Raw genomic sequence first — 24232 nt, 5'->3', positions numbered from 1 at the left:
TCATTATTTCCATCATCGATATCAGTTTTGGCCAGTTTTATTGTCCCGGTGGCAGTGCTCGCCTTGCAAAAATCACAATACGTCATTCCTTTTTCAATCTACGACTTCTCCCATGGGTAAACCAACAGGCTTTCTCGAATACACTCGCGAAATTGCGCCAGATGTCTCACCACTGATGCGAATTTCTCATTGGCAAGAGTTTCATACGCCATTGCCGGATGACCAGCTACGCAATCAAACAGCGCGCTGTATGGACTGTGGCACACCCTTTTGCCATACGGGGAATACCATTAACCGCATGGCCAGTGGGTGCCCCATCTATAACCTGATTCCTGAGTGGAATGATCTGGTGTATCGAGGTCTGTGGAAAGAGGCTCTGGATCGATTGCATAAGACCAATAACTTTCCAGAGTTTACGGGGCGGGTATGCCCCGCGCCCTGTGAAGGTGCCTGTGTATTGGGGATTCATAATCCGCCAGTGACGATTAAAAATATTGAGCACGCCATTATTGATAAAGGCTGGGAAGAAGGTTGGGTTGTGGCTGAGCCGCCAGTTCAACGCACTGGGAAGACAGTTGCCGTGGTGGGTTCTGGCCCCGCTGGTTTATCGGCAGCAGCCCAGCTCAATAAGGCTGGCCATCTGGTCACGGTATATGAGCGAGCTGATCGACCAGGGGGATTGCTGATGTATGGCATTCCCAATATGAAGCTTGAGAAAGAAACGGTGGTGATGCGTCGTCTCAAGCTGATGGAGCAGGAAGGCATTCGATTTATTTGTAATGCCGAAATTGGTAAGGATTTGCCAGCTGAGCAACTGGTTAAAGACTATGATGCGGTGATCCTATGTACTGGTTCAACTCGACCTCGAGATTTACCCATTGAGGGACGTGATGCCAAGGGAATTCATTTTGCTATGGAGTTTTTGACAAAAAACACCCAAGCAGTGATGGATCCTACGCTGAATGACCAGGCAATTTCTGCTACGGGCAAGGACGTGGTGATTATCGGTGGTGGTGATACCGGCACCGACTGTGTAGGCACCTCTATTCGTCATGGCTGCGCCAGTGTTACTCAGCTAGAGATCATGCCTAAGCCACCAGCGGAGCGGGCTCCTAATAATCCTTGGCCCGAATGGCCCAAGGTTTACCGTATGGACTATGGCCAGGAAGAGGCTGCTGCTAAGTTTGGGGGCGATCCGCGAGCTTACCTATCCACGGCGACTAAGTTTGAGGCGGGGGACGATGGCCAGGTCAAGGCGATCCATGTGGTGGATGTGGCCTGGGAGAAAGATGATAGTGGCCGCTTCCAAATGCAAAAAGTGGCAGGCTCAGAGCGAGTCATTCCGACGCAGCTGGTCCTGCTGGCCATGGGATTCCTTGGACCAGAACAGCCCATTATCGATGCCCTGGATCTGGAGCAAGATGGCCGTAGTAATATTCAGGCTGAATATAACAAGTACACCACTAGCCTACCTGGGGTATTTGCTGCGGGCGACTGCCGCCGAGGTCAAAGCCTTGTAGTATGGGCATTTAATGAAGGTCGTGGAGTGGCGCGGGAATGCGATCGCTACCTGATGGGCCATACCGATCTGCCGTAAAGACGATCGTCTGACGAGAAAGTATACAATCTTAAGGGCAAACTTGATGAGTAAGCTCTTAAAATTCAATGACATTACAAGTGGGTGATCCGGCTCCTGACTTTAGCTTGGCTGATGCAGACGGTAATACCGTCAGTTTGGCTGATCTAAAGGGTCAACGTGTGGTGCTATATTTTTATCCTCGTGATAATACCCCTGGGTGCACAAAAGAAGCCTGTGCGTTTCGAGACAACTACGAAGCCTACCAGGCCAAAGATGTGGTTGTTTTAGGTGTCAGTGCAGATGATGCTAAGTCCCATCAAAAGTTCATTACCAAACACGACCTGCCCTTCCCACTGTTAGTGGATGAAGAGGCCAAAGTAGCCACTGCCTATGGCAGCTATGGCCTCAAGAAATTCATGGGCAAAGAGTACATGGGTATTAGTAGGAGTACCTTTGTAATTGGCCCTGATGGGAATTTAGAAAAAATCTACCGCAAAGTAAAAGCTGAGAAACATCCCGTTGAACTACTGACTGCCCTCGACGAACTTTGAATCCATGCCGCAGTTTTGGCGACCAGTCCGTACCCTTTTGGGCTTACTTTTGCGACGACCTTTAGTCGGTACGTGTGTAATACCGATTTTGCCCGATGGTCGCATTGTCTTAATTCAACGCCGTGATAGTGGGCGTTGGGGTTTACCGGGGGGACTGGTCGATTGGGGTGAAGATATCGCCACATCTGCCCAGCGCGAGCTACTGGAAGAAACAGGTCTAGCTATCCTGAAAATTGGTCGTCTGGTCGGCGTATATTCCCATCCAGAGCGTGATCCGCGGTTTGATTCTATTTGCGTCGCCCTCGAAGCCTATGTGGATGGTGAATTTTATATTCGTGATAAAGCTGAGGTAATGAGAATCGCAGCATTTACAGTGGATGACATTCCCCGTGGTAACCTAGCCCACGATCACGATCAACAGCTACAGGACTACTTTAATGGAGCCATTGTTTTGGCCTAGTGCTGGCCAAATGCCCGTACGCAACCTGCGCCGTAAGCTTCAGTACGGTCAGCTGTTTTGGCGGGAAGTGGGGCGAGGTCAGACAGTCATTTTTCTGCATGGCTCCTGGCATGACGGTGATCAATGGAGCGAGACCCTAGCTCTAATGGGTCGGCAGTATCACTGTCTGGCACCTGATTTAATTGGCTTTGGTGAGTCAGAACGCCTACAAGATAAGACAGCCTACTCGATTGCGATGCAGGTAAAGACACTGGCAGAGCTACTAGACTCCCTGCGCATCGGTTCCGTTGTGCTAGTTGGCCATTCCCTAGGGGCTTGGGTAGCAGCTCGTTATGCCCTGCGTTATCCAGAGCAGGTTAAAGGACTATGTGTCCTGGAACCCGAAGGTTTTGCCTATACTCCTAAGCGTTGGCGGCGAGAACGTTGGTTGATTAGTCCTTTGAGTGGATTATGGTTAGCGATTACTAAGCCATTTGCTCGCAAATCCACCCCCGGTCAGACACCTACCTGGTTGCAAAATTATCATTGGCGACAGCTATTACGGCGTCATCCTGCAGCCTGCCGATTACTCTTCCAGCGTCGCCGTCATGTGTTAGAACCTGAAATTGTTGGCGGCCTGGCCAATCTTTCAATGCCCATGGTGGCCCTGCAAGGAGAACATGCAGGAGAAACCAGCCGACAGCTGACTCAAACGTTTGAGACGGCTGCTCCCAGGGCAACAGTAAAGGTGTTGCCAGGCGGTGACGAATTACCGAGTTATAAAGCGAAAGTCATTGCCGATTTTTTAGAGCACTGGATTTTGTAAGAATGCTTGGATCTTAATGAGTGCATCCGATTTCACCGACATTATCAGTAAAGTCAGCACCTAAATCTAATAGATAAATATCCTACTTTTTAATGCTGTTCGTAAAAGCTACAGATAGGACTAATCTCTAGTAAAATTTCACAATAATTGGCTCAAAAACATTAAGGTAAATGACTGCGCTCATTCTCTCTTGAATCCTGTGTCAACCTAATACTCTGTCTAAGCGAGCTACTCATATTCGTAACTGGGAATATGATATTGCCTCACTATTTCTTGTCCTTTAGGGGAGATTAAGAAATCTATGAACTCTATCACCGATTGATAAGTATCCCGTTTAGCCACAGCATACAAGTCCCTTGTTAGAAGATATTCTTCTTGCAGAATAGTCTCTGCCGAAGGAAAAATATCATTAATACTTAAAACCTTTATATCATCCTGATTAACTACGTGATTTAGACTTGCGTAGTATATGCCGTATTTTCCCATTTCATTGATTACTGTAGTTGTCTCATCTGCATTCCACGTTCTAAAACTAGAGCCATTCTCTCTTTCTCCATCCGTATCAGGCTCACCACCGCAGAATGCCTGGCCATCTAAAACTTTTTTATTGAAAACACTTTGTGTGCCACTGCTTCTATAGCGATTAAAGACATCTATACCAAAGCTTTCTTGATTTCCACCCAAATTGGACCACCCAAATATGGACCAATCATCGACTTGACAGTTATAAATTGCCTTTAATTGATCAATATTTAAGTTATCAATAGGGTTATCTTTATGAACAAACACAGCAATTGCATCTTTACCAATAGGAAACTCTACTAAGTTACCTACTTCTTTCTCATTACGGGTTAGCTCTCTAGAAGCAAAGGCAAATTCGATATCTCCATTTGCTAGCTTTAAAAGCCCATCGTCCGTTCCCAATGGCTTTTGGTCATTAACACCATAGACAAGAGAAATCCCAGGATACTGCCTCTGCAATTCACGAACCATAGCAATGACAGAAATACTGCCATCTGCTGTCAGTTTTTGTAAATCATCGCTGACGGCATTAAAAACGTCAGTGGGACGGCTTGGCTTCTTTAATAGTGATTGTACTTGCTTATATTCTGGAGCTGATGGCTCAGGTGCAACAGGTTTATATTCCCCAGAAGAGCCTGAAGCCGTCATAACAGCTACAATTACACTACCCAAGGAGTCTATAACTCCAGTAAGTTCACTTACAACAGTTGCTCCACCAAATGCTGCGAAGAGAATCAAGCCAATCAACCATTTTGGAAGTCCATAAAGGTGATCAGATAATGATGGTTTGTTGACAGGTAAAGCAGCCTTAGGCGTACTTGACTGCTCATTTTCTGAAGAAGGAGGCGTCGGAGAAGGCATACACTTTAATCCTAGGATTCTTGAATATCCAATGGGTATTGCACGATTACGCAACGTACCCTTCTACATATACTCTTATTCTCATACCTAGTTTGTGCGAGTGTCAAGATTCACGAAGGTACCCTTTCGGGTAATTTTTTAGGCAGCACAACCAGTCTTGAACCATTACCAAACCATTAAGATTACTCTAGCATTCGCTGAGTGGTTTTAGAAAAGCTGCAAAAGCTTTATGTAGTATCGTAAATCCATCTCTGTTTCCGTAGCATCAAGTCTACGTTAGCTTAACGCACTTGATGATTGAAGGTCATCAATAATGGCAACCTTATTGATAAATAAAGACTCGTTTTGCTGCCCGTGTAAATGCCACATAACACAGCTGATTTCTCTCAATCAGCTTCGAATTTCTCATTAAATCTGGCAAATCTATAAATACGTCTTGGAACGTGGAGCCCTGACTTTTATGCACTGTCAGGCTATAGGCATAGTTCACATCGTGAAACTGTTGCCTGAATTCCCAGAAAATCTCCCATTGTTTGGTGGTGGCATAGTCCCGTGAGCGACGTTCATAGTCAGGCAGGCTGATTTCCTGGAGTACATTCAGGTCTTGAAACTTGCCCTCTTCTGTATAAACAACCAGCTGCCATGTCGGTAATCCCTCTATTTTTCCGGGTTTTACCTCTAACACTTCACACTCTTCTGAAGTTTGGAGAATAATGCCGCCCTCCTCAAGGCATGGGTTGTTGGCAATGAGTCGCTCCCCAGGTACAAACTGTTGTAAATCGTCACCGTAGATCGCATGACGAATCATACGGTTTAAAGTTTTAACCCGCTGGTTAGTATAGGCAAGCACTCTCACATAGTTGGGGTCGGCTTTGTATTTATCGCAGGTGAAGGCACGGATGAGCACATCACGCCAGGGATATTTGGGCAGCACAAAGAAGCCTTCGGTGCGATCGCAATTCACATCGCTTTCATATCGAGGTAACTGCTCCCGCTCCATGTTGCGACGAATGTCATCGGCAATCACCCCAATCGCCCCGCCATAGCGAATCACCTGGGATAGAGACGACTGATGCATAATCTGGCTAAAGCAGCATGACTCCGTTTCATTGACAGGCGGTAGCTGAGCCGGATCCCCTACAAATAGCATCTGGGTGGGAATATCCAATCGAGAAATGGCCTCCACCAGTAGCTTCCACATCTCCTGATTGATCATGGAGCATTCATCCACGATCACCAGTCGATAGTCCGGCACCTGATTATGCTGGTCGCTAACTGACTTAAAAATTTGCTCGCCGCTGCCCGTGTCAATGACCGGTTTTAGCCCCAGCAATCGGCAACAAGTGACTGACTCCACATCTTTGATATCCCACTGGGTGGCCATGGTTTTGAGCACCTTGGTGGCTTTATTACTAAAGGCCGTCAGCACAATCGGCCAGTCACAACCTTGATCACGCAAATAGGTAACCAGAGCTTGTAGCAGGGTGGTTTTGCCCGTACCCGCATAGCCTGTCAGTAAATAGAGCTTGGATGGACTCTGCAAAAATTCCTCAATGGCTTGCAGTGCTTCCCACTGCTCCTCGCTTAACTCAATCCCTGGCAGTATTTCTGGAATCGTGGCAGCGCTATCCATTTGAGCGAAGCATCCGGGTACGAAATCCATCATAACCTGAGGGATAAAGAAGTACAAAGGAACTATTTGCCATCAATATTGATTCTCTATATTTCTCAGCACCATTGCTGCTTTAGGGGAAGATTTGCCTTAAACCTATAATGAAATATATGGAGATCAATGGCTTGCCTATTGCCTATAGCTGAGCCGTTATGGTTTTGCCATCGGCAGGTTTACCCCACAGATAGCCCTGCATATACTCACAACCTAAGGTTTCAAGGGTCGCTAGTTGGACTGAATTTTCAACGCCTTCGGCGGTTACACTCATGCCTAGCTCATGGGCTAAATTGACGATAGCCTTGATGACCTTCAGACCTTTCGTCGTATTGTTCATTTGGTGGATAAAGGAACGATCAATTTTTAAGTTTTCAATTTTTAAGCTGTATAGATAGCCGAGCGACGATGAGCCCGTACCAAAATCATCAATGCTTACCATAATTTGATAGCGCTTAAGCTTCTCTAAGGTGGCTAGAACAACGTCTGTTTTTTGCATGAGGCCATATTCAGTAACGTCAAAGGCAAGATTTTGATGATCAATTTGAGTTTCTCCTAATATGCGATCCAGATAGTCGATAAAGTCTCTTTGAGTTAGCTGCTGAGATGATATATTGACATGCAGCTTAAATGAAGAATGCAGTAAATTTTGCTCTTGCCATTCTTTGAGTTGTTGACAGGCATACCGCAGAACATAGCGGTCTAACTCAAGAATGAGTTCGGTTTCTTCTGCAACAGGAATAAATTCATCAGCACTCAATATGCCCCTTTGAGGATGATTCCAACGCACTAGAGCTTCTAAGCCATTCAGATAATTGTCTGCCAAAGAGATAATAGGGTGATAAACAAGGATTAACTCTTGGTTATGCAACGCTCTATGCAACTCATTTTGCACTTCAAAGAAGGAGAACGTACGTTGATGCATACCAGAATTAAAGATCTCTATTCTACCAGCACCTTCAGCTTGAGCCTGAGATAATGCAGTGGCTGCATCTCTCAATATATGAGTAGCCTGTTGATATTTATGGGAGTGTAGAACAATACCAACCTCAATTTGTCCATAGATTAAGTGATTGCTGATGTGGAAAGGGTACGTAACTTCTCGCTGTAATTGTTCTGCAAATTGAGTAATTTGTTCCTCACTCCGAAAGGCCTCAATTAAAATAGCAAATGTATCTTCTCCAAAGTTTGCCAATAGAGAACCTGGCCAGGTTATTGTCTCTAAGCGACTCTTAATCGCTACAATGAGCTGGTCTACAGCTTGGTGCCCAAGGGAATTTTTAACTAGCTGTAGTTTGTTATATTTAAGCAAAATGACGGCCAGTCTTTGGGTTGGGTTAGACTGTGCTTGTGTGAATGATTGTTGTAATCGCTGAGTTAGCAAAACTCTATTAGGCAACCCAGTAATGCTATTATGGGTTGCCATATGTACGAGTTCTTCTTGCATGCGTAACCGTTCACCAATTTCTTTCTCTAGCTGAGCGGTACGTTGCATGACCCGTTGTTCCAATTGAGAGTTGAGCTTTTGGATTTCAGATTGGGCAGCACGTAATTTTAGATGATTGTCAATTCGGGCTAGTAGTTCTTCCGCTTGAAATGGTTTGGGAATATAGTCCACGCCTCCTAGATCAAAGGCTTTGACTTTCTCATCAGTTTGATCTAAGGCACTCAGAAAAATGACAGGAATCTCTTGAGTTATTGGATTTGCTTTGAGCAGGCGGCAGACCTCATAGCCATCCATTCCAGGCATTTTAATATCTAAGAGAATCAGGTCTGGCTGGGCTGCCTTAGCAATTTTGAGCGCGACCTCGCCGTTGATGGCACTGCGTACTTTGTACCCCTGCTGAGTCAACACTGTAGATAAAAAATCTAGATTGGGGGGGACATCGTCCACCACTAAGATATCGCCGCAGGGTAAAGGATTTAGTGATGCATCTGAGGGTTGGGTCATTATGCTCAAAATTAAGGAGAGTGATTCAATATAGTCAGCACTGTGATAGAAAAGTTTAGGGTTCGAAGGCTTGTCTTGATGAGGTCGTCAATTCAGTAATCAGGTCACAGCGAAATCCTTTGACTAATTTAGTCAGTGCTTCTACTAATTGATCTTCAGGTATTGGGATTTCATCAATGAGCTGAGCAACCCATTCTGCATCGGCTAAGCTAGATGCCTCATGGAGTTGATGTAGCCACTCTTTTGGCTGTTTAGATAGCTGTTCGACAATGATGTGATGCTGGTTATCAGATGACAGTCTAGGGAAATTATGGGTGTGTTGATGTTCATAAATGTACTGTACTCCGAGGTGTTGCTGTAGTTTTTGAAAAATAATGCTATCTCTGAAGGGTTTGCGCACAAAATCGTCACAGCCCACCGATAAGACCATCTGTTTTTCACTCTCTAGAGCGCTAGCAGTGAGGGCAATAATGACTGTTGCTTGCCCTTGTAGACTAGTGCGGATGCGCTGAGTCGCTTCGTAGCCATCCATCACAGGCATACGCATGTCCATCCAAATTAGGTGAGGCTGCCATTTTTGCAAAATTTGCAGAGCTTCTTGGCCATTTGTAGCTGCTCTTACCTTGAAGCCAACGGGCTCTAACAGTTGCATGAGCAGGGTTCGACTCGCCCACTTATCTTCCACAATTAAAACGCGATAGCTCGGTTGGTTGGGTGCAAGACAAATTACCGTTGAGCTGCTCTCATCTTCCTCAATATCTAGAATATCGACGGGAGTGACTGGGAGGTTAAATCGAAAAATACTACCTTGTCCTGGTGTACTTTGGACAGATATATGACCGCCTAAGAGTTCAATATAGGTTTTGCTGATGGCCAGACCCAACCCCGTTCCCCCTTGAGACTGACGACCAATATCAGTTTGATAAAAAGCGTCAAAAAGATACTGGAGCTGTTTAGGGTCAATCCCTGATCCAGTATCTTGGACCTCAATGGAAAGGTGGTTTTTGCCGGAAATCGTTAACGTAATACTGCCACTGTTGGTAAATTTAACAGCATTACCCAATAAATTAATGAGGATTTGTCGTAGCTTGGCTTCATCAGTTTCTATATATTGGGGTACTTCAATCGCGCATTCACACGTTAAATTTAGTCCTTTTGCGCCAGCTTTTTCTTGAAACATGGTTGCTAGTGAATGCAGTAACTGATGCAGGTCAAAGGGTTGCGCATTAATGCTAATGTGACCAGCCTCAATCTTTGACATGTCGAGGACGTCGTTAATCAGGGTAAGCAGATGATCGCCGCTATGTTGAATGACGTCTAAATGCTGTGCAGAGTCTTGCTGAAAGCGCTCAGGCTCATATTTAAGGGTACGCTGCATAACTTGAACAAAGCCTAGAATGGCATTGAGAGGCGTGCGTAACTCATGGCTCATACTGGCCAGGAATTCACTTTTGACCTGGCTGGCTTGCTGGGCTGCTTGAATTGCGGTCTCTAATGCAATATTTTGTTGCGCAAGTTCTTCTTGCTGGGCATGTTCTTGTTCTAGGAGACGTGCCTGGGTAATCGCGATACCAACTTGGGCGGCAACAGATTCTAGCAGCTCAATTTCCCAAGATAACCATGCCCGTTGACGGTCACACTGATGGATTTCAATGACTCCATTGGGAGGCCCTTGATAGGATGATGTGCGAATAGCCAGCATGGATTTAGTGTGTAGCTGCTCCCACGTTGACTGTTCTTGTTCGAGCAGAGACGTCTGGGTAACATCGTCAATAGTTAAAGCGTTTTCCTGGGACAGCACCACCTGAATGTAAGGGCTTTGGAGAGTCGAAATTTTAAAGGCTTTTTGGGAAATGTAGTCGGGAATCAGATATTCGGCAACAGTGTGTAACTGTGGAGTAGGTGTATCGGTATAGAGATGAAAACAACAGCGACTGACGCCAAATGCCAGGCCAATTTCATCTACGGTTGTTTGATAGGTTTTTAGGGTATCGAGGCTTTGACGTATAGCATTGCTGATTTTCGTCTGTAGCTGTTCGCTTTGAACTTGTTGAGCAAGGGCAGCTTCAATCGATTTGCGTTCTGTGATATTTAAGGTGGTGGCTATAATCCGGTGAGTTTTTCCTTGGCTGTCTTTTAATGGTGTCAGGGTTGTTAACCACCAGTTCCATTGATCATTGATATATAGCTCCTCTTCAAAGGTGAGGGGTGCGCCAAAATCAGCACAGTGCTGATACTTCTGAGTAAGTTCGACAGCTGTTTCTGGGGAGAAGAGTTCTTCTGGAGTAGAGTTAATCAACGATTTTCTCCGAGCACCGGACATACGCTCAACCGTAGCATTGGAGTCTACATAGCGAAATTTTTTGTAACCTAATACATCGACGACAAAAATCCCTGCTTCTACACCATTGTAAATACTGCGAAGAAACTGCTCTTGTTGAAGAATAATCGCTTCGTTGCGTTTGCGATCGCTAATATCCGTATGGGAGCCCACCATGCGGATGGCCGTGCCATCAGTATCCCAGAGGGCTTGACCACGATCTAAAATCCACTTGTATTGTCCATTTTTGCAACGAAGACGGTATTCTTCGCTAAAGAAAGGTGTGTCCTGATCTAGATGAGCCTGGCCTGCTTTGAGAACTCGCTCTCGATCCTCTGGATGCAGACGACTCTCCCATTCATCTCGGCTATGGGCAATCTCATGCTCACCATAGCCCAACATTGCTTTCCATCGTAGGGAATAGAAAATTTTACCTGCAGCAATATTCCAGTCCCAAATTCCGTCATTATTACCTTTTAGAGCCAGTTGCCAGCGTTCTTCACTCTGACGCAGTTTTTCTTGTTCAGCAATGCGATCGCTAATATCATTACCAATGACGAGAACACAGGCGCTATCTTGAAAATAAATAATTGCAGCAGACAGTAAAATTGTTTTGATTTCTCCCAATGCATTTTGGACTCTCCATTCCTGGTTACGCAACCTACCTTTGACCAATTCTTGACGAAATACATCTCGGGTTTGCGGCGGAATCCAAATGTTTAATTCTCTGCTGGTGCATCCGACAATGTTCTCCCTGGGTAGCCCCATGAGCTCTACGAAGCGATCGTTAACTTTGATGTAACGGCCTTCATCTAGAGTACTCAAGGTAATGGCATTAGGGCTGAGTTGAAACGCCTTGGCAAACGTCTCTTCTGAACGCTGTAGAGCCTGAGTACGCTGGTCAACTAAGTCTTCAAGGTGTTGTGAATATGTTTTTAGTTGCGATCGCGAGTTTTCTAAGCTTCCTTTCATGCGATTAAAACTACTGATCAATACATTGAGTTCCTGGATATGAGAGGGCACAATACCCTTCCGAGCATCACCTTTAGCCAGAGACTGGGTGGCGAATCCAAGTTGTTGTATAGGTCGATTAATCCACCGAGCGATCAGCAAACTGACACCGCTAGAAATCCCCATCGCCAATAGAGATAGGACTATCGTATTACGGCTGTTCGCATGAATTTGCGTTGTAAAATTGGCTTCAGGTAATAGAGAGACCCCTAGCCACTCTAGATTATGGTTATCAAAAAATGGTGTAACCTGTACCCAATATTTTGTCTCCTGAACTCGACATTTGAACTGCCTTGTACCCTGAATTGGACCACTCGTTTCTAATTCTTTCAGGGTGTATTCAATGGTTTTCTGAATGAGCTCGTTATGTTGTACCTGCGCAGATGAGATGGATATGTCATTATCTTCTAACAAAGTACGGTTTTCAGAACTAACCAGCACCTTACCATCCATATCCATGATAAACATGGCACTGGAATGACTGGTTTGAAAACGCTCTACAAATTTTGTGAGGGCCTCCAGGGAAAAATCTGCACCGAGCACCCCTTGTAATGTTTTGTCATCATCCAGATAGGGACGTACAAAGCTGATGCCTAATTTAGGCGATGGATCTTCAAAATCGTACACATTGGTCCATCGAGCCTGCTGGTGCCTGATGGCTGTTTTGTACCAGGGGCGCTGGCGTGGATCATAGGATATGTTTAATTGAGCTGGCTCTAATTGACCATCGGTTGTCACTGAAAAAATCTTGACAAATTCATTTGAACTACGATCTTTGATTGCTAATTCCAAGCTGCTATCTGGTAGTTTATTAAGCTCTACATAGTGACCGTTAATATCGCCATAGTAGATATAAGTGACATCTGGAAAGCGTTGTATTTGTCGAAATAAATGAGGAAACCAGCTTTTTAAATTTTGAGGATCCAACTGCTGTAGCTCTAGGGAATCTAGATTTTCCTGGGTTACTAGTGGTGGAATCGCTGTGTAGGCTTCTAATTTATGTTGAAAATGTTCTCCTGTTTCGTGGAGTAGATGATAGGCCAATGTTTCTACAGATGCTTGGCCGTTTCGATGGGCAAGCCACCCTGTGATCGTTGTGACAACAACGACCTGCGTGATTAACGGAATCGCAATCAGTGATCTTAGCGTTAGTTTCACTGGCGAGCAGCTCAGTAAGAATACCTAAGGACTAAGCATAACGATTGATCTGTGTAAATGCATCACGATGGGTTATAAGCATTTGCCGAGCACCACCATAGGTAATCTCTCGATCTTCGACCTATGGCTAATAAAACAACGTTATTTTTTGCAGTTTCAGGAAAGATCCTAGCCAATAGTCGAAGCTTGTAGTCTCTCGGGTATGCTGGATGCCATTCACCTATTTGATCGAGTTGTATGAGTGGCCGTGTTCGCCAGACGTCATGTCTAAAAGAACATATTGATCGCTTCATCCATGCCCCGCAAACTGAAATTGCCCTGGTAGCCTTGATTTTGCTATCGGTATTTTTGGTCGTGGTTGAGGTGGTACTGGATACTCGCGGGCTGTCTACCCGATGGGTTAGCCATCTTCAGGCTGGGCTGACGAGCATTTTTATGCTGGAACTAAGCTGCCGTTATTGGATAGCGCGGAAAAAACAGCGGTTTTGGCGTAATTACTGGCTTGATATCCTGGCTACTATGCCAATGATCACGGCGTTTCGTCTGCTGCGGTTGCTGCGGTTGCTGCGGTTGTTGCGGGCGGGGATTTTGCTGAATCGCAGTTTGGGGCGGTTGTCGAGTGCGATCGCGGCCAGTCTAGGCATTCAAATTGGCGTATTTATGGTGATTGGCTTGATTGTGCTCACAGGGGGTCTGGCCATCTACCTATTTGAAGAGCCCTACAATCCGCGCATTGAAAGCCTGCGAGACTCCATGTGGTGGAGCATTTTATCCTTAGTTGCCGGAGAACCAATTGGCGGTGATCCACAAACGGATATTGGGCGCATAATTGCCCTCGTTGTCATGATGGGCGGACTGACCACATTTGCTGTCTTTACCGGTGTCGTCTCTGCTGTGATGATGCGCAAACTAGAAACTTTTATGGACTTCAAAGCCTTGGAAATTGATGAACTGCGGGGCCACATTGTAATTTGCGGCTGGAATCGAGGTGGGCATTTAATCGTGGAAGAGTTGTTGGCCGATGGGATAAATCGCTGTGCGGTCGTGATTGTGGCCGAAGCAACCGATGAACCGGCTCAGGCTCTTAACCATCTCAATGCTTCTCAGCTTTACTTTTATGCTGAGGATTACACCAAGATTGATATCCTCGAAACGGTTGGGATTATTCATGCTTCCAGGGCAATTTTATTGGCCGATGCCACCCATCCGCGTACAGACCAAGACCGAGATGCCCGTACAGTTTTGGCTGCTCTGACCATCGAAAAATTGAATCCTTCTATCTATACTTGTGCGCAGTTGTTGGATCGCCGTAATGATGTGCAGCTTAAGCTGGCTGGTGTTGATGATGTGATTGTTACAGAGGAAGTATCAAGCCATCTAATTGCCACATCTGCCCGAAATCAGGGTTCTGTAGAGGCTCTTTCGGAGTTGTTGACGGTGCAAAGTGGCAATCAAATTTATGAGATCCAGGTTCCAACTGATTGGATTGGTAAACAGTATTGGGCATTAGCTCAAGTTCTTAAGCAACAATCTGATGCATTGTTGTTGGCCATAGAGTCGGTCAAACAAGATAAACGAACTACTCAGGTGAATCCTCCAGCGGAATTAGTTTTAAACAAAGAAGATCGGCTAGTGATTATTGCAAGAGAAAGTCCTAGATTTTAATCGAAGATAATATCGATGACTCCTAAGGCAAAGAAATACTTAGGACGTTTATTGTTTTCTGATTCAGTTAAGATCCCTACTTGAACTAACCGATCAATATCTTGTCTAGCTGTGTTGTATGCCACATCACACATATTAGCGTGATAGGGTACGGAAATGACGGGTGCTTTGAACAGGTGTTCTATAACCTTATTAAGCCTAATACTGACACCTTGTTCATCTAGCAACGCCATATACTCATCCCTCAATTTGAGCAAGGCCTCAAAACGTATAACTGAGTCTTTCGCTTGTTCAATAGTGCCACGTAGACAAAAGTCTAGCCAAGCGAGCCAATTTCCCTGTGAACTTACTTGAAATAAGAGACTTGTATATTCATCTTTATACTTGTCAAAGAAAGCACTGAGGTATAACCAAGGCTTACTAAGTCCACATAGTTGATAAATCATTAACGACAATAAAAGTCTGCCAACTCGTCCATGGCCATCTGTAAAAGGATGAATAGCCTCAAATTGATAATGAACCATGAAGCAAAAAAGCAGAGGTTGTATTTTTGGAGAAATCTGAATTTGTGTTTCTAGTACCTTGAGACAAGGATCAACCTCATAAACAGGTGGTGGTATATATCTTTTAGTTGAGCCAATATGAACTTGAATTCGCCTAAAGCGACCAGGTTCTTTATGTGAACCTCTAACACCCTCCAAGAGAATTTGGTGCATTTGTCGAATTAAGTTACGAGAAATCGGCCAACCTTTTTCTATGGCTGCAAAGCCTAGGTCCAAAGCTCTGTTATAGTTGGCAACTTCCTGTGAGGCACTAAGTGGATCCTGCGCTGAAGTGGGCTGCTTAGGATCAATTTCAAATAGCAATAACTGTTTAGCTGTTGTGTAAGTTCCTTCCAAACTAGAGGATCGAAGAGCTTCTCTCCGTTGCAGAGGTTGAAGTAAGAGCTCATAGTTTTTCATGGTTTTTCCAATCCCATCTAACCTTGCTAATGCTTCTCGAGCGTCAGCTAAGACTGGCCACCAAAGCTTTGTCGGTATTCCCAATAATCTGGTAACGGCGCAGGAATAAAAGCTCAATCTTGATGTCCATCAACAATCAGCTCAATTAATTGACCAGGGGCATTATCAGCGAAAACAGCTTTATCCATTGCACTTAATGACCCAAAATTGAAATCCGTTCCCATCAATTTCAATTTCGGACGGCTTTGGTGCGTGAATCAGGAAGCTACGGAGCTGTAAGAGCCGGTAAAGTGTAGTTACCACACAAACACGGTACCGATGAAACGCACTTACAAACTCCGTAACTGGTCTAAGTATAACGCTGCCTTGGTCAAGCGAGGAAGTCTGACACTATGGCTCAGTGATGAGGTGATTGCAGGGTGGGAAAATACCCAAAAGACAGGCAAACCTGGGGCTTCTAAGACGTATAGCGACTTAGCCATTGAGACCTTATTAACCTTCAAAGTGATCTATGGACTCGCCTTGCGTCAAACCATCGGCTTTGCAGGGTCTATCTTTGAGCTGATGGGAGTATCGGTGACCTTACCGGTGCATACAACCCTGTCGCGTCGTCAAAAGACTGTAGCAATTGATTTACCAACGAAACCCACGACTGGGGGACGTCATGTGGTGGTAGACAGTACGGGCATTAAAGTCTATGGAGAAGGGGAATGGAAAAGCCGTCAGCATGGCGTCAGTAAACGTCGCACTTGGCTCAAACTACATTTGGGTGTCGATGAGCAAACGGGAGAGATTCTGGCAACCATGGTGACCTCGAACGCCATCAGTGATGGTGAGATATTGCCAGACCTCCTCGACCAAATTCCAGACGAGATTGACCAAGTCAGCGCCGATGGAGCCTACGACCGAACCTATTGCTACGATGCCATTGATGAGCGGGCGCAACCGCCGCGATTCCGCCTCGCAAAGATGCCAAAATTTGGTTTCATGGCAACCGCAAACAAGATCCTCATCCACGGGATGAAAACCTACGAGCGATACGAAAACAGGGGCGTTCTGCCTGGAAGGAAGAGATTAACTATCATCGACGGTCTCTGAGTGAAACGACCATGTATCGAGTTAAAACCATTTTCACAGGGCAGGTGTCTGCACGTTGTATTGAAAATCAAACGACAGAATTACTGTTGGAGTGTTCTATTCTCAATCAGTTCACCCACTTAGGAATGCCGGATAGCTATCCTGTTGAAGGCTAAGATCGAGGTCCTAAAGGACCGTTCTGTCTACCAAAATATTCACGCACCAAAGCCATTTCGGACTAAAAAATGAAACTCATTTCTGTGACTCTCATTTTTGACCTTAAAACTGAAATTCATATTTTTTGTCCTATGACAAGGTTTGACTGTGGTGAGGTATCAAGCGTAGTCAAATCGTTGCATTTTCTGTAACCCGACCCCATGCCATTGAATCCCTTTATATGCTGAGCATAACGAATACAAGGAAGGCAGATAAATGGCTAAGCGGCTTTGGTTATTAGGATTGGGGGCAATGGCAATGATGGGCATGACCTATCAAGCTGAGGCAAATTTATCCTCTGAGCCAGCTGAATTGCTAGCTAACGTATCTAATGTGCCAGTTTCTGGACCGGAGAAGGCACCTCGTATTGTGCGGCGACAACAGTTTGAAGATTATCGTCAAGTCATTGAGCGCACCCGGTCAATGATTTATGACCAGAGTAGCCAAACCCTGGCAGACCGCTGGGGGCTAGATATCCTCGACGTTACTTGGGAAGATACTGGGCGTTATGACAATTCTGCAGTTGGTCCTAACATCAGCGATATGACCATTCAGGTCCAACAACAAGATCCTGATACAGGAGAATATTCGCTGCACCTGATGCCCGTCATCCGCTATCCGAATTTTGCGGATCTCACAGGTGATGTTCCTATAGATCAGTTTTATGTGCTTACCGGTAACGAAAAAGGTGAGGATTTAGAACGGGTCTCCTTAGAAGATGTACTTGAAAATTTGCGTAGCTATTTGAGTGAGCCAGATTCGTGGGCTGGCACAGAGAAATCCCTTTTAGCAGATCGTGACAGTCATGTCTTGGTGAGCGCTCAAGCAGCATTCTTACCCATTCCCCAAGGCGACGAAGCAACTTTTAACCCTGTTTTATTTAACTACCAGTCTTACCCGGGTGATCCGGCTGTGCTCACATTGCTGGTGACCCGAGAAGGCACCAGCGCCACTGTAATTGATAACCAGCGTGATGGCTTTGACGCCGGACATACCTGGGGACAACGTTTATTTTTCAATCAAAATGGCGAGCGTGCTAGTCTCACGGGCCAGCGGCTCAGCGATTTTCAGATTGATACCAGTAGCGATACCGAGCCAACCAATGAGCAACCTGTGAACACTGATGCAGACAAGGCAGGGCTCAACATGGTCATGCTTATTCAGGTACCCCTCAAACAAAAACAGCCTTTTATGTCCGCTGCACCGATGGCTGGAACCATGATGCTGGAATCAGCGGCTATGGACTCAATGGAGCGTAGTAGCAATGTAGAGGCTGCCGTTATCGGTCATGGTGAAGTCGAAGGTCCGTTCACCGAAATCGATAACCTTGAGATCGAACGAGATCCTAATTTCCCAATTCGCGTCACCGTCCAGTTTTACAAAGCCACCAGCAATGGCGTTGTCTCTGCTGATGATATGCGCGAAATTCATGAACAAATCCAAAAAGTCTATGATGAGGCCGACTATGTAGGCAGCCTGGTCTTAGATGGTCGTCAAGGTCGCCCTAATGAGTATGAGGGCGACCACACTCAGCCGGATGATTGGTGGGAGAAGTTTTGGCAGCATTCTCGCGAACGTTTGGATATGAGTGAAGAAGAAGCGAGAGAGCTTTGGGAAAGATTGCGAGAAGAATAAATTTTGAGTGCTTATCCCAAGTCCGAATACATTCAACCCAATTAAAAATAGACAATCTTGTAGGGGCACGCCCTTGTGGATGCCCTTCGATATCGGATGTTATCAGTCAGGATTGCGTATTAGTTTTGAGTTGATATCCTTGCACTAAGTCTGAACCAACTAAAGAGCATCAACTCAAAATTCCAACCTCAAAATTCAAAGTTTTCTCTAGCTCGGTTCGGTCAACCCGAATGAATCTTTATGGACGCTCTCAGTTTTCCTTTTGTAAGCTGGAAGCACTAGCCCCCCCTACTTAGTTGAGCTATGTCTGCTATCGTGCCTTCCCAGCAAGTTCAAAATCGTAAAATTGCGAGTTATTTTTTGTGGGCTGGCGCTTTTTTAGGCATATTTGGGCTACATCGACTCTACAACGGCAAAATTACGTCCGGCGTCATCTGGATGTGTACTTTAGGTTTCTTTGGAATTGGTCAGTTTGTTGACCTGTTTCTAATTTCAGATATGGCAGAAAAACGACAGCGACAGCTTGTGGATGACCACCCATCCAACTTTGATCTACAGCCTGCTGTTGCCGCCGAAGTTAGCCAAGATCCGCTAGCGGTGAAACTGTTGCGTTTAGCTAAGCTGCACGGTGGCCAGATTACGGTGACCCAGGCTGTGATGGATACAGGTCAATCTTTTGAAGCTATCGAAACGGAGCTCACAGCAATGGTTAAATCTGGCTATGCTGACATTACCAACCGCCCTGATTCAGGGGTTATCGTTTATGAGTTTCCAGAATTGATGTGAGATTACGGCAGAGTGCTGTAGGCAATCTTTTGGTGATTGTCTTAAGTCACATCATGCAACTGTCGTTTTCATTTACTGACCAAAAATAAGGCCTTTGACCCAATCTTTGCCTTGATCAACAACCTCGGCACCCAAAAAGAAGATACTTCCCACTAGACCCACGGCCAGGGTGCAAAGTGTCAGGCCTGCCAAACTAATTGCTCCGTCATCATCGAGTAGGCCAAACCCAATCACAAAAATGCCAATGGCAGGCAAGGTGTTAGTGCCGGGGATGGGAATCATCATGCACATTGACATTAGTGCGATCGCAATTCCCAACACCATACGACCCACAGGGCTTGTGCAGATAATGGACAGTCTAGGGCGCGATACCGCCTCAATCTTCTGTAGCCAGGGCAATCCCTTCGTGATGAAGCCCGCCACCTTAGTGCGCTCAAATCCTCTGTTCATCCACTTTTCTGGCAGCCAGGGCTTTTCTCGACCCACTATCAGCTGCACTGCCAACCAGAGCATAACAATGCCAAATGGAATCGAGTAGCCCGGTGCTGGCACAGGCAAGGCTGAGGGCAGTGAGAGCAGTACAAATAAAAAACCAAAAGTACGCTCTCCCCCCAGGGTGAGTAATTCCTTTAAGGTGACATCTAAACGTGATGTAGCTGCCGCCGCTGCTGCTTGTTCATGGGGTGTTGGCGTCAGCGAGGGAGCATCTAAAAAGTAGCGCTGAAGTTCAGCGGACAGTTTAGCCATAGTAAATAAATTTAGAAGTTACTTATAAGAGTTTCGCCAACGTTAGCGCAGGTCTGGGGAAGTTTAAGGTCTGAGTTTTAAAGTTTGAGTTTTCCATCACTCTTACTAATTTTTTCCTCCCCAAGGAAAGGATTATGCCCATGGGTCATTAAGTGCTCCCAAACGCACCATATCTCAGCCCATTTGACTGAGCCAACGAACGCTAGGTTCCACCGATGTCTTAGCCAGCTTAGCGGCATATGGCAATCCCTGGGAAGTCACCCCCCGATGACGGCTTATGGAGTTTGGCGGACCTGGTTACAAAATTGTTGGACGGCGTTGATGGCTTGCGATCGCAAATCTGCCAGCGGTTGAGCAAACGGTGGTTGCCATTCCGATAGTCCCCACAGGTCTGAGGTAACCAACACCTGACCATCGCAGTGTGGCCCAGCCCCAATGCCAATGGTAGGAATTCCTAAGGTTTGGGTGATAGTCTTAGCCACATCCTGCGGTATATGCTCCAGCACAATGGCAAATGCACCTGCCCGCTCTAACGCTTGAGCCTCTTGCAAAATGCGCTCAGCCTCTTTAGCGGTTTTACCTTGTTTACGAAAGCCCCCAAACTGATGCACTGACTGGGGTGTCAAGCCCACATGCCCCATGACAGGAATACCAATTTGGGTCAACCGTGCCACCGTTGCCGCCATCGCCGGATGACCGCCTTCTAACTTCACTCCCTGGGTGCCAGTTTCTTTCATCACCTTGCCAGCAGTCACCAGAGCCTGTTCTGGGCTGACCTGATAGCTTAAAAACGGCAGATCCACCACCATAAATGCATTGGATAACCCACGACGCACCGCCTTGGCATGGTGAATAATCTCATCCAACGTTAGAGGCACCGTAGTTTCGTACCCCAGCACGGGCATTGCCAGGGAGTCACCCACTAACGCAATATCTACCCCAGCCGCATCCACCAACTGAGCGGATAGATAATCCCAGGCCGTAAGTGCTGCTATGGCACGTCCCTCCTGCTTCCAACGATTTATTTGAGAAACCGTTATGGTCATGGCTAATCACCGTAGTCACGTATTACCGGAGGATGGCTGCACCATCGCCTCTACTACAATTAGGCCACAACTAGACCGTTTCGGGGGTAACGGCATTTTCTTGCTTTGGAAGAATAGAAAATGTCGTCAAGGGATTGGCTAACAGGGTTAGAGGGGCTTCTGGTTACCTTATGGTGCTAATCAGGGTTGGTGGGTAAACATCTCATGGGTATTGGCTCTGCCTGTGGTCAAACTTACCCAAGCCAAACCTTCTGTTGTACCCACCCAAAGTTTGTCACTGACGTCTGTTGCCAACGAGAGGACATTGCCTGAGGGTAAGTTGGGCACCTGGCTGACAATGGCACCGTTATAAGGATTGAGCTTAAACAATCCGTTTTCAGTCCCTGCCCAAAGGGTATGGGTTGTATCAAAGGCAATGTCGGTAACGCTTTTGCCTTCCATTTGCGTCACAGAGCGCAGCAGAGCCCCCGTTTTACCATCAAAGACAAATAAACCTTGGGATGTACCCACCCATATTTGTCCTTGCGGTCCCGTTGCGATCGCTCGGACAGAACGACCTGGGATATTAGAAACCTGATTCAAAATAAAGGCTGATGCCGTATCCACCCGCACCAACCCCGATAGGGTTCCCACCCATAACTGTCCATCCTGATCAACAGCCAACGCATTTGCACTGGTACCTGGCAGCTCTTGCAGGGTGGTCATCAACAGACCTCGATCAGGACTGACCATCGCCAAACCTTGATCGGTCCCTACCCACAAAAAACCACGACCATCAATGGCCATGTCCAACACCCGATTAGACGGTAATCGAAAGTTTTGTGCAGTGATTTGATTAATGCGAGGGTCAACCCTGACAAGACCGTTAAACGTGCCTAGCCAAATACGCCCCACCCGATCTTGAGCCATCGCATCAATAAACCGGTTGGGTACATTGACCCGAGACTGAATCACGCCCGTTGCTGGATTAATACGAGCCAATCCCTGGTGGGAGCCCACCCAGAGACTCCCCGTAAAGTCTGACTGCAGCGCCCCCACCCGAAAGTCAGTTGCCAGAGGATTGCGTTGATAAGGGCGATCAGACGGCAGTGGCACAGCTCGCGGCGGCGGGTCTGTATATATAGGGGTCCCAGTCGATTCTTGCGCCCTAACCGGCATGCCAGCACTCCACAAAAGTGTTGCGCCTACGGTCAGCTGAATCAATTGCTTAACAGAAATCACAGTGACGTCTCCCTACAGACCATGGGTTTATCTCTCCTGCAACATATGGCAGCAGGTAACTTGATGCTTTTGATAGCGTGCCCAAGGATTTGTGTCAACTCTAGCCGTTCCAAACAGGGTATTGTTCACCAATAAATCTAAAAAATTCATTAGAGAATAAAAGACTTTTTCAATTTCCGTGGGACATTACCTCCAAAAGATGCTAGGCGTAATCTGCCTGGCTAGCAAAACCTCTACATGCTGCATTAACAGACGCATCTTTCGAAAACTTAATGATATAGAACGTAGATTCATAAATAAAAATTATGAATCTATACAGAAGTTCCAAAACAGAACTTATCAGATCGCTGATAGTATTCTTTAAAGAATTAGGTAGTTGTTTGCTGCCTAACCATAAGGAGAACAGTCAATTTGGCTGTCTAGCAGTGTTTGCTGCTCGATACGATTTTCGAACTCAGTTAACTCAGTCAAACAGCGGCAGACCGCCCTATCTGGGAATTGCAAGAGTTCGTAAGCCATCTAGTTTGATTCACAGGAAAGGGAGATATGTCTTACTCTCAGACGTCGACGCAGTCGAAGGCTGGCTATAGTGCTGGTGTAAAGGATTACAAACTTACCTATTACACTCCGGACTACACGCCCAAAGATACTGATATTCTGGCCGCATTCCGGATGACCCCTCAGCCTGGGGTTCCTCCTGAAGAGTGTGCAGCTGCTGTAGCTGCAGAATCTTCCACCGGTACTTGGACCACTGTATGGACCGACCTTTTAACCGACATGGATCGGTACAAGGGTCGTTGCTATGACATTGAGCCCGTACCTGGTGAAGATAACCAGTACATTTGCTACGTTGCTTATCCTCTGGACCTATTTGAGGAAGGCTCCGTTACTAACTTGCTTACTTCTCTTGTAGGTAACGTATTCGGCTTTAAGGCTCTGCGTGCTCTACGTCTGGAAGACTTACGCATTCCGGTTGCTTACCTCAAGACATTCCAGGGACCTCCCCACGGTATTCAGGTTGAGCGCGACAAGCTGAATAAGTATGGTCGTCCTCTACTTGGTTGCACCATTAAGCCCAAGCTCGGTCTATCCGCTAAGAACTATGGCCGTGCGGTTTATGAGTGCTTGCGTGGTGGTCTTGACTTCACTAAGGATGACGAGAACATTAACTCTCAGCCTTTCCAGCGCTGGCGCGATCGCTTCTTGTTCTGTGCCGATGCCATTAGCAAGGCGCAAGCAGAGACTGGCGAAATCAAGGGTCACTACCTGAATGTAACTGCTGGCACTTGTGAAGAGATGCTGAAGCGCGCTGAGTTCGCCAAAGAACTCGGTCAGCCCATCGTCATGCATGACTTCCTGACGGGTGGCTTTACTGCTAACACGACTCTGGCTCACTGGTGTCGCGACAACGGTCTGCTATTGCACATCCACCGTGCGATGCACGCAGTAATCGACCGTCAGAAGAACCACGGTATTCACTTCCGGGTTCTGGCTAAGTGCTTGCGGATGTCCGGTGGTGACCACATCCACACCGGTACTGTTGTCGGTAAGCTTGAGGGTGACCGCGCTGGTACCCTTGGTTTCGTAGACCTACTGCGTGAAAACTATGTAGAGCAAGACAAGTCTCGTGGTGTTTACTTCACTCAAGACTGGGCTTCCATGGGTGGCGTAATGGCTGTTGCTTCCGGTGGTATCCACGTATGGCACATGCCTGCTCTGGTTGAAATCTTCGGCGACGACTCCGTTCTTCAGTTCGGTGGTGGTACGTTGGGTCACCCTTGGGGTAATGCTCCTGGTGCAACTGCTAACCGTGTTGCCCTTGAAGCTTGTGTTCAGGCTCGTAACGAAGGCCGTAACCTGGCTCGCGAAGGTGGCGACATCATCCGTGAAGCTTGCAAGTGGTCTCCTGAGCTGGCTGCAGCTTGCGAACTTTGGAAGGAAATCAAGTTTGAGTTCGACACTGTGGACACCCTCTAACTAGAGACACTCTCTA

The 24232-nt window shown here is 46.4% G+C and carries 16 protein-coding genes and 1 pseudogene; 9 read left to right on the top strand and 8 right to left on the bottom strand.

Going from position 1 to position 24232, the window contains the following annotated elements:
- Positions 1-112: 112 nt before the first annotated feature.
- The 4 genes from SPB21_RS25995 (at position 113) to SPB21_RS25980 (ending at position 3395) form a co-directional block, all read left to right on the top strand.
- Positions 113-1597, top strand: a complete 1485-nt coding sequence (locus SPB21_RS25995; RefSeq protein ID WP_499868036.1) for a glutamate synthase subunit beta — start codon at positions 113-115, stop codon at positions 1595-1597.
- A gap of 68 nt (positions 1598-1665) precedes the next feature.
- Positions 1666-2130 carry a thioredoxin-dependent thiol peroxidase gene (bcp, locus tag SPB21_RS25990; protein WP_163661008.1) on the top strand — a complete coding sequence of 155 codons (465 nt, stop codon included), beginning with the start codon at positions 1666-1668 and terminating at the stop codon, positions 2128-2130.
- A 4-nt stretch (positions 2131-2134) separates the two neighbouring features.
- Complete coding sequence (locus SPB21_RS25985) at positions 2135-2590, top strand: NUDIX hydrolase (protein ID WP_006517368.1); 456 nt, start codon at positions 2135-2137, stop codon at positions 2588-2590.
- Positions 2568-3395 carry an alpha/beta fold hydrolase gene (locus SPB21_RS25980; protein WP_499868035.1) on the top strand — a complete coding sequence of 276 codons (828 nt, stop codon included), beginning with the start codon at positions 2568-2570 and terminating at the stop codon, positions 3393-3395. Before SPB21_RS25985 ends, SPB21_RS25980 begins: the two co-directional genes overlap by 23 nt.
- 228 nt (positions 3396-3623) lie before the next feature.
- On the opposite strand, the gene SPB21_RS25975 is transcribed toward SPB21_RS25980, so the two are convergent.
- The 4 genes from SPB21_RS25975 to SPB21_RS25960 all read right to left on the bottom strand — a co-directional run bounded on the left by SPB21_RS25975 (position 3624) and on the right by SPB21_RS25960 (position 12884).
- Positions 3624-4778 (bottom strand): substrate-binding domain-containing protein, encoded by a 1155-nt coding sequence (locus tag SPB21_RS25975; protein ID WP_499868034.1) that lies wholly within the window; start codon positions 4776-4778, stop codon positions 3624-3626.
- A gap of 322 nt (positions 4779-5100) precedes the next feature.
- The gene (locus SPB21_RS25970; protein ID WP_250565670.1) at positions 5101-6444 is read right to left on the bottom strand and encodes an ATP-dependent DNA helicase; all 1344 of its coding nucleotides are present in this window, start codon (positions 6442-6444) and stop codon (positions 5101-5103) included.
- A 142-nt stretch (positions 6445-6586) separates the two neighbouring features.
- A complete protein-coding gene (locus tag SPB21_RS25965; protein ID WP_499868033.1) occupies positions 6587-8395 on the bottom strand; it encodes an EAL domain-containing response regulator in 1809 nt (602 codons plus the stop codon).
- Positions 8396-8450: 55 nt separating this feature from the next.
- Positions 8451-12884 (bottom strand): PAS domain-containing protein, encoded by a 4434-nt coding sequence (locus tag SPB21_RS25960; RefSeq protein WP_499868032.1) that lies wholly within the window; start codon positions 12882-12884, stop codon positions 8451-8453.
- Between the two features lie 237 nt (positions 12885-13121).
- On the opposite strand from SPB21_RS25960, the gene SPB21_RS25955 reads away from it, so the two are divergent.
- Entirely contained in the window at positions 13122-14549 is a 1428-nt protein-coding gene (locus SPB21_RS25955) for an ion transporter (protein WP_163661015.1), read from the top strand.
- On the opposite strand, the gene SPB21_RS25950 is transcribed toward SPB21_RS25955, so the two are convergent.
- Positions 14546-15511 (bottom strand): Fic family protein, encoded by a 966-nt coding sequence (locus SPB21_RS25950; protein ID WP_250565671.1) that lies wholly within the window; start codon positions 15509-15511, stop codon positions 14546-14548. The genes SPB21_RS25955 and SPB21_RS25950 overlap by 4 nt on opposite strands.
- Before the next feature lie 318 nt (positions 15512-15829).
- Between SPB21_RS25950 and SPB21_RS25945 the strand changes: the two are divergent.
- The 3 genes and pseudogenes from SPB21_RS25945 (at position 15830) to SPB21_RS25935 (ending at position 19225) form a co-directional block, all read left to right on the top strand.
- A pseudogene (locus tag SPB21_RS25945) lies at positions 15830-16764 on the top strand (IS5 family transposase).
- Between the two features lie 256 nt (positions 16765-17020).
- Positions 17021-18439, top strand: a complete 1419-nt coding sequence (locus SPB21_RS25940; protein WP_499868031.1) for a hypothetical protein — start codon at positions 17021-17023, stop codon at positions 18437-18439.
- A 303-nt stretch (positions 18440-18742) separates the two neighbouring features.
- The gene (locus SPB21_RS25935; RefSeq protein ID WP_163661021.1) at positions 18743-19225 is read left to right on the top strand and encodes a TM2 domain-containing protein; all 483 of its coding nucleotides are present in this window, start codon (positions 18743-18745) and stop codon (positions 19223-19225) included.
- A gap of 72 nt (positions 19226-19297) precedes the next feature.
- Here the strand turns inward: SPB21_RS25935 and SPB21_RS25930 are convergent, their stop codons facing one another.
- The 3 genes from SPB21_RS25930 to SPB21_RS25920 all read right to left on the bottom strand — a co-directional run bounded on the left by SPB21_RS25930 (position 19298) and on the right by SPB21_RS25920 (position 22239).
- Positions 19298-19972: an exopolysaccharide biosynthesis protein gene (locus SPB21_RS25930; RefSeq protein ID WP_163661023.1), complete on the bottom strand. Its 675-nt coding sequence runs from the start codon at positions 19970-19972 to the stop codon at positions 19298-19300.
- Between the two features lie 275 nt (positions 19973-20247).
- Complete coding sequence (gene panB, locus SPB21_RS25925; RefSeq protein WP_006517358.1) at positions 20248-21018, bottom strand: 3-methyl-2-oxobutanoate hydroxymethyltransferase; 771 nt, start codon at positions 21016-21018, stop codon at positions 20248-20250.
- A 180-nt stretch (positions 21019-21198) separates the two neighbouring features.
- Positions 21199-22239 carry a ligand-binding sensor domain-containing protein gene (locus SPB21_RS25920; RefSeq protein WP_499868030.1) on the bottom strand — a complete coding sequence of 347 codons (1041 nt, stop codon included), beginning with the start codon at positions 22237-22239 and terminating at the stop codon, positions 21199-21201.
- A 546-nt stretch (positions 22240-22785) separates the two neighbouring features.
- Between SPB21_RS25920 and SPB21_RS25915 the strand changes: the two genes are divergently transcribed.
- Positions 22786-24216, top strand: a complete 1431-nt coding sequence (locus SPB21_RS25915; protein WP_163661027.1) for a form I ribulose bisphosphate carboxylase large subunit — start codon at positions 22786-22788, stop codon at positions 24214-24216.
- Positions 24217-24232: the final 16 nt, after the last annotated feature.

Source organism: Leptothoe sp. ISB3NOV94-8A, assembly GCF_043421595.1.
GTDB classification, from domain to species: Bacteria; Cyanobacteriota; Cyanobacteriia; order Phormidesmidales; family Phormidesmidaceae; genus Leptothoe; species Leptothoe turfae.
This window is presented reverse-complemented; position numbering and strand designations above follow the sequence as displayed.

What these genes read in the sequence shown, in the direction of transcription:
- SPB21_RS25995 (WP_499868036.1), top strand. Translation starts at nt 113, where the DNA reads ATGGGTAAACCAACAGGCTTTCTCGAATACACTCGCGAAATTGCGCCA.
- bcp (WP_163661008.1), top strand. Translation starts at nt 1,666, where the DNA reads ATGACATTACAAGTGGGTGATCCGGCTCCTGACTTTAGCTTGGCTGAT.
- SPB21_RS25985 (WP_006517368.1), top strand. Translation starts at nt 2,135, where the DNA reads ATGCCGCAGTTTTGGCGACCAGTCCGTACCCTTTTGGGCTTACTTTTG.
- SPB21_RS25980 (WP_499868035.1), top strand. Translation starts at nt 2,568, where the DNA reads ATGGAGCCATTGTTTTGGCCTAGTGCTGGCCAAATGCCCGTACGCAAC.
- SPB21_RS25975 (WP_499868034.1), bottom strand. Translation starts at nt 4,778, where the DNA reads ATGCCTTCTCCGACGCCTCCTTCTTCAGAAAATGAGCAGTCAAGTACG.
- SPB21_RS25970 (WP_250565670.1), bottom strand. Translation starts at nt 6,444, where the DNA reads ATGATGGATTTCGTACCCGGATGCTTCGCTCAAATGGATAGCGCTGCC.
- SPB21_RS25965 (WP_499868033.1), bottom strand. Translation starts at nt 8,395, where the DNA reads ATGACCCAACCCTCAGATGCATCACTAAATCCTTTACCCTGCGGCGAT.
- SPB21_RS25955 (WP_163661015.1), top strand. Translation starts at nt 13,122, where the DNA reads ATGAGTGGCCGTGTTCGCCAGACGTCATGTCTAAAAGAACATATTGAT.
- SPB21_RS25950 (WP_250565671.1), bottom strand. Translation starts at nt 15,511, where the DNA reads ATGAAAAACTATGAGCTCTTACTTCAACCTCTGCAACGGAGAGAAGCT.
- SPB21_RS25940 (WP_499868031.1), top strand. Translation starts at nt 17,021, where the DNA reads ATGGCTAAGCGGCTTTGGTTATTAGGATTGGGGGCAATGGCAATGATG.
- SPB21_RS25935 (WP_163661021.1), top strand. Translation starts at nt 18,743, where the DNA reads ATGTCTGCTATCGTGCCTTCCCAGCAAGTTCAAAATCGTAAAATTGCG.
- SPB21_RS25930 (WP_163661023.1), bottom strand. Translation starts at nt 19,972, where the DNA reads ATGGCTAAACTGTCCGCTGAACTTCAGCGCTACTTTTTAGATGCTCCC.
- panB (WP_006517358.1), bottom strand. Translation starts at nt 21,018, where the DNA reads ATGACCATAACGGTTTCTCAAATAAATCGTTGGAAGCAGGAGGGACGT.
- SPB21_RS25915 (WP_163661027.1), top strand. Translation starts at nt 22,786, where the DNA reads ATGTCTTACTCTCAGACGTCGACGCAGTCGAAGGCTGGCTATAGTGCT.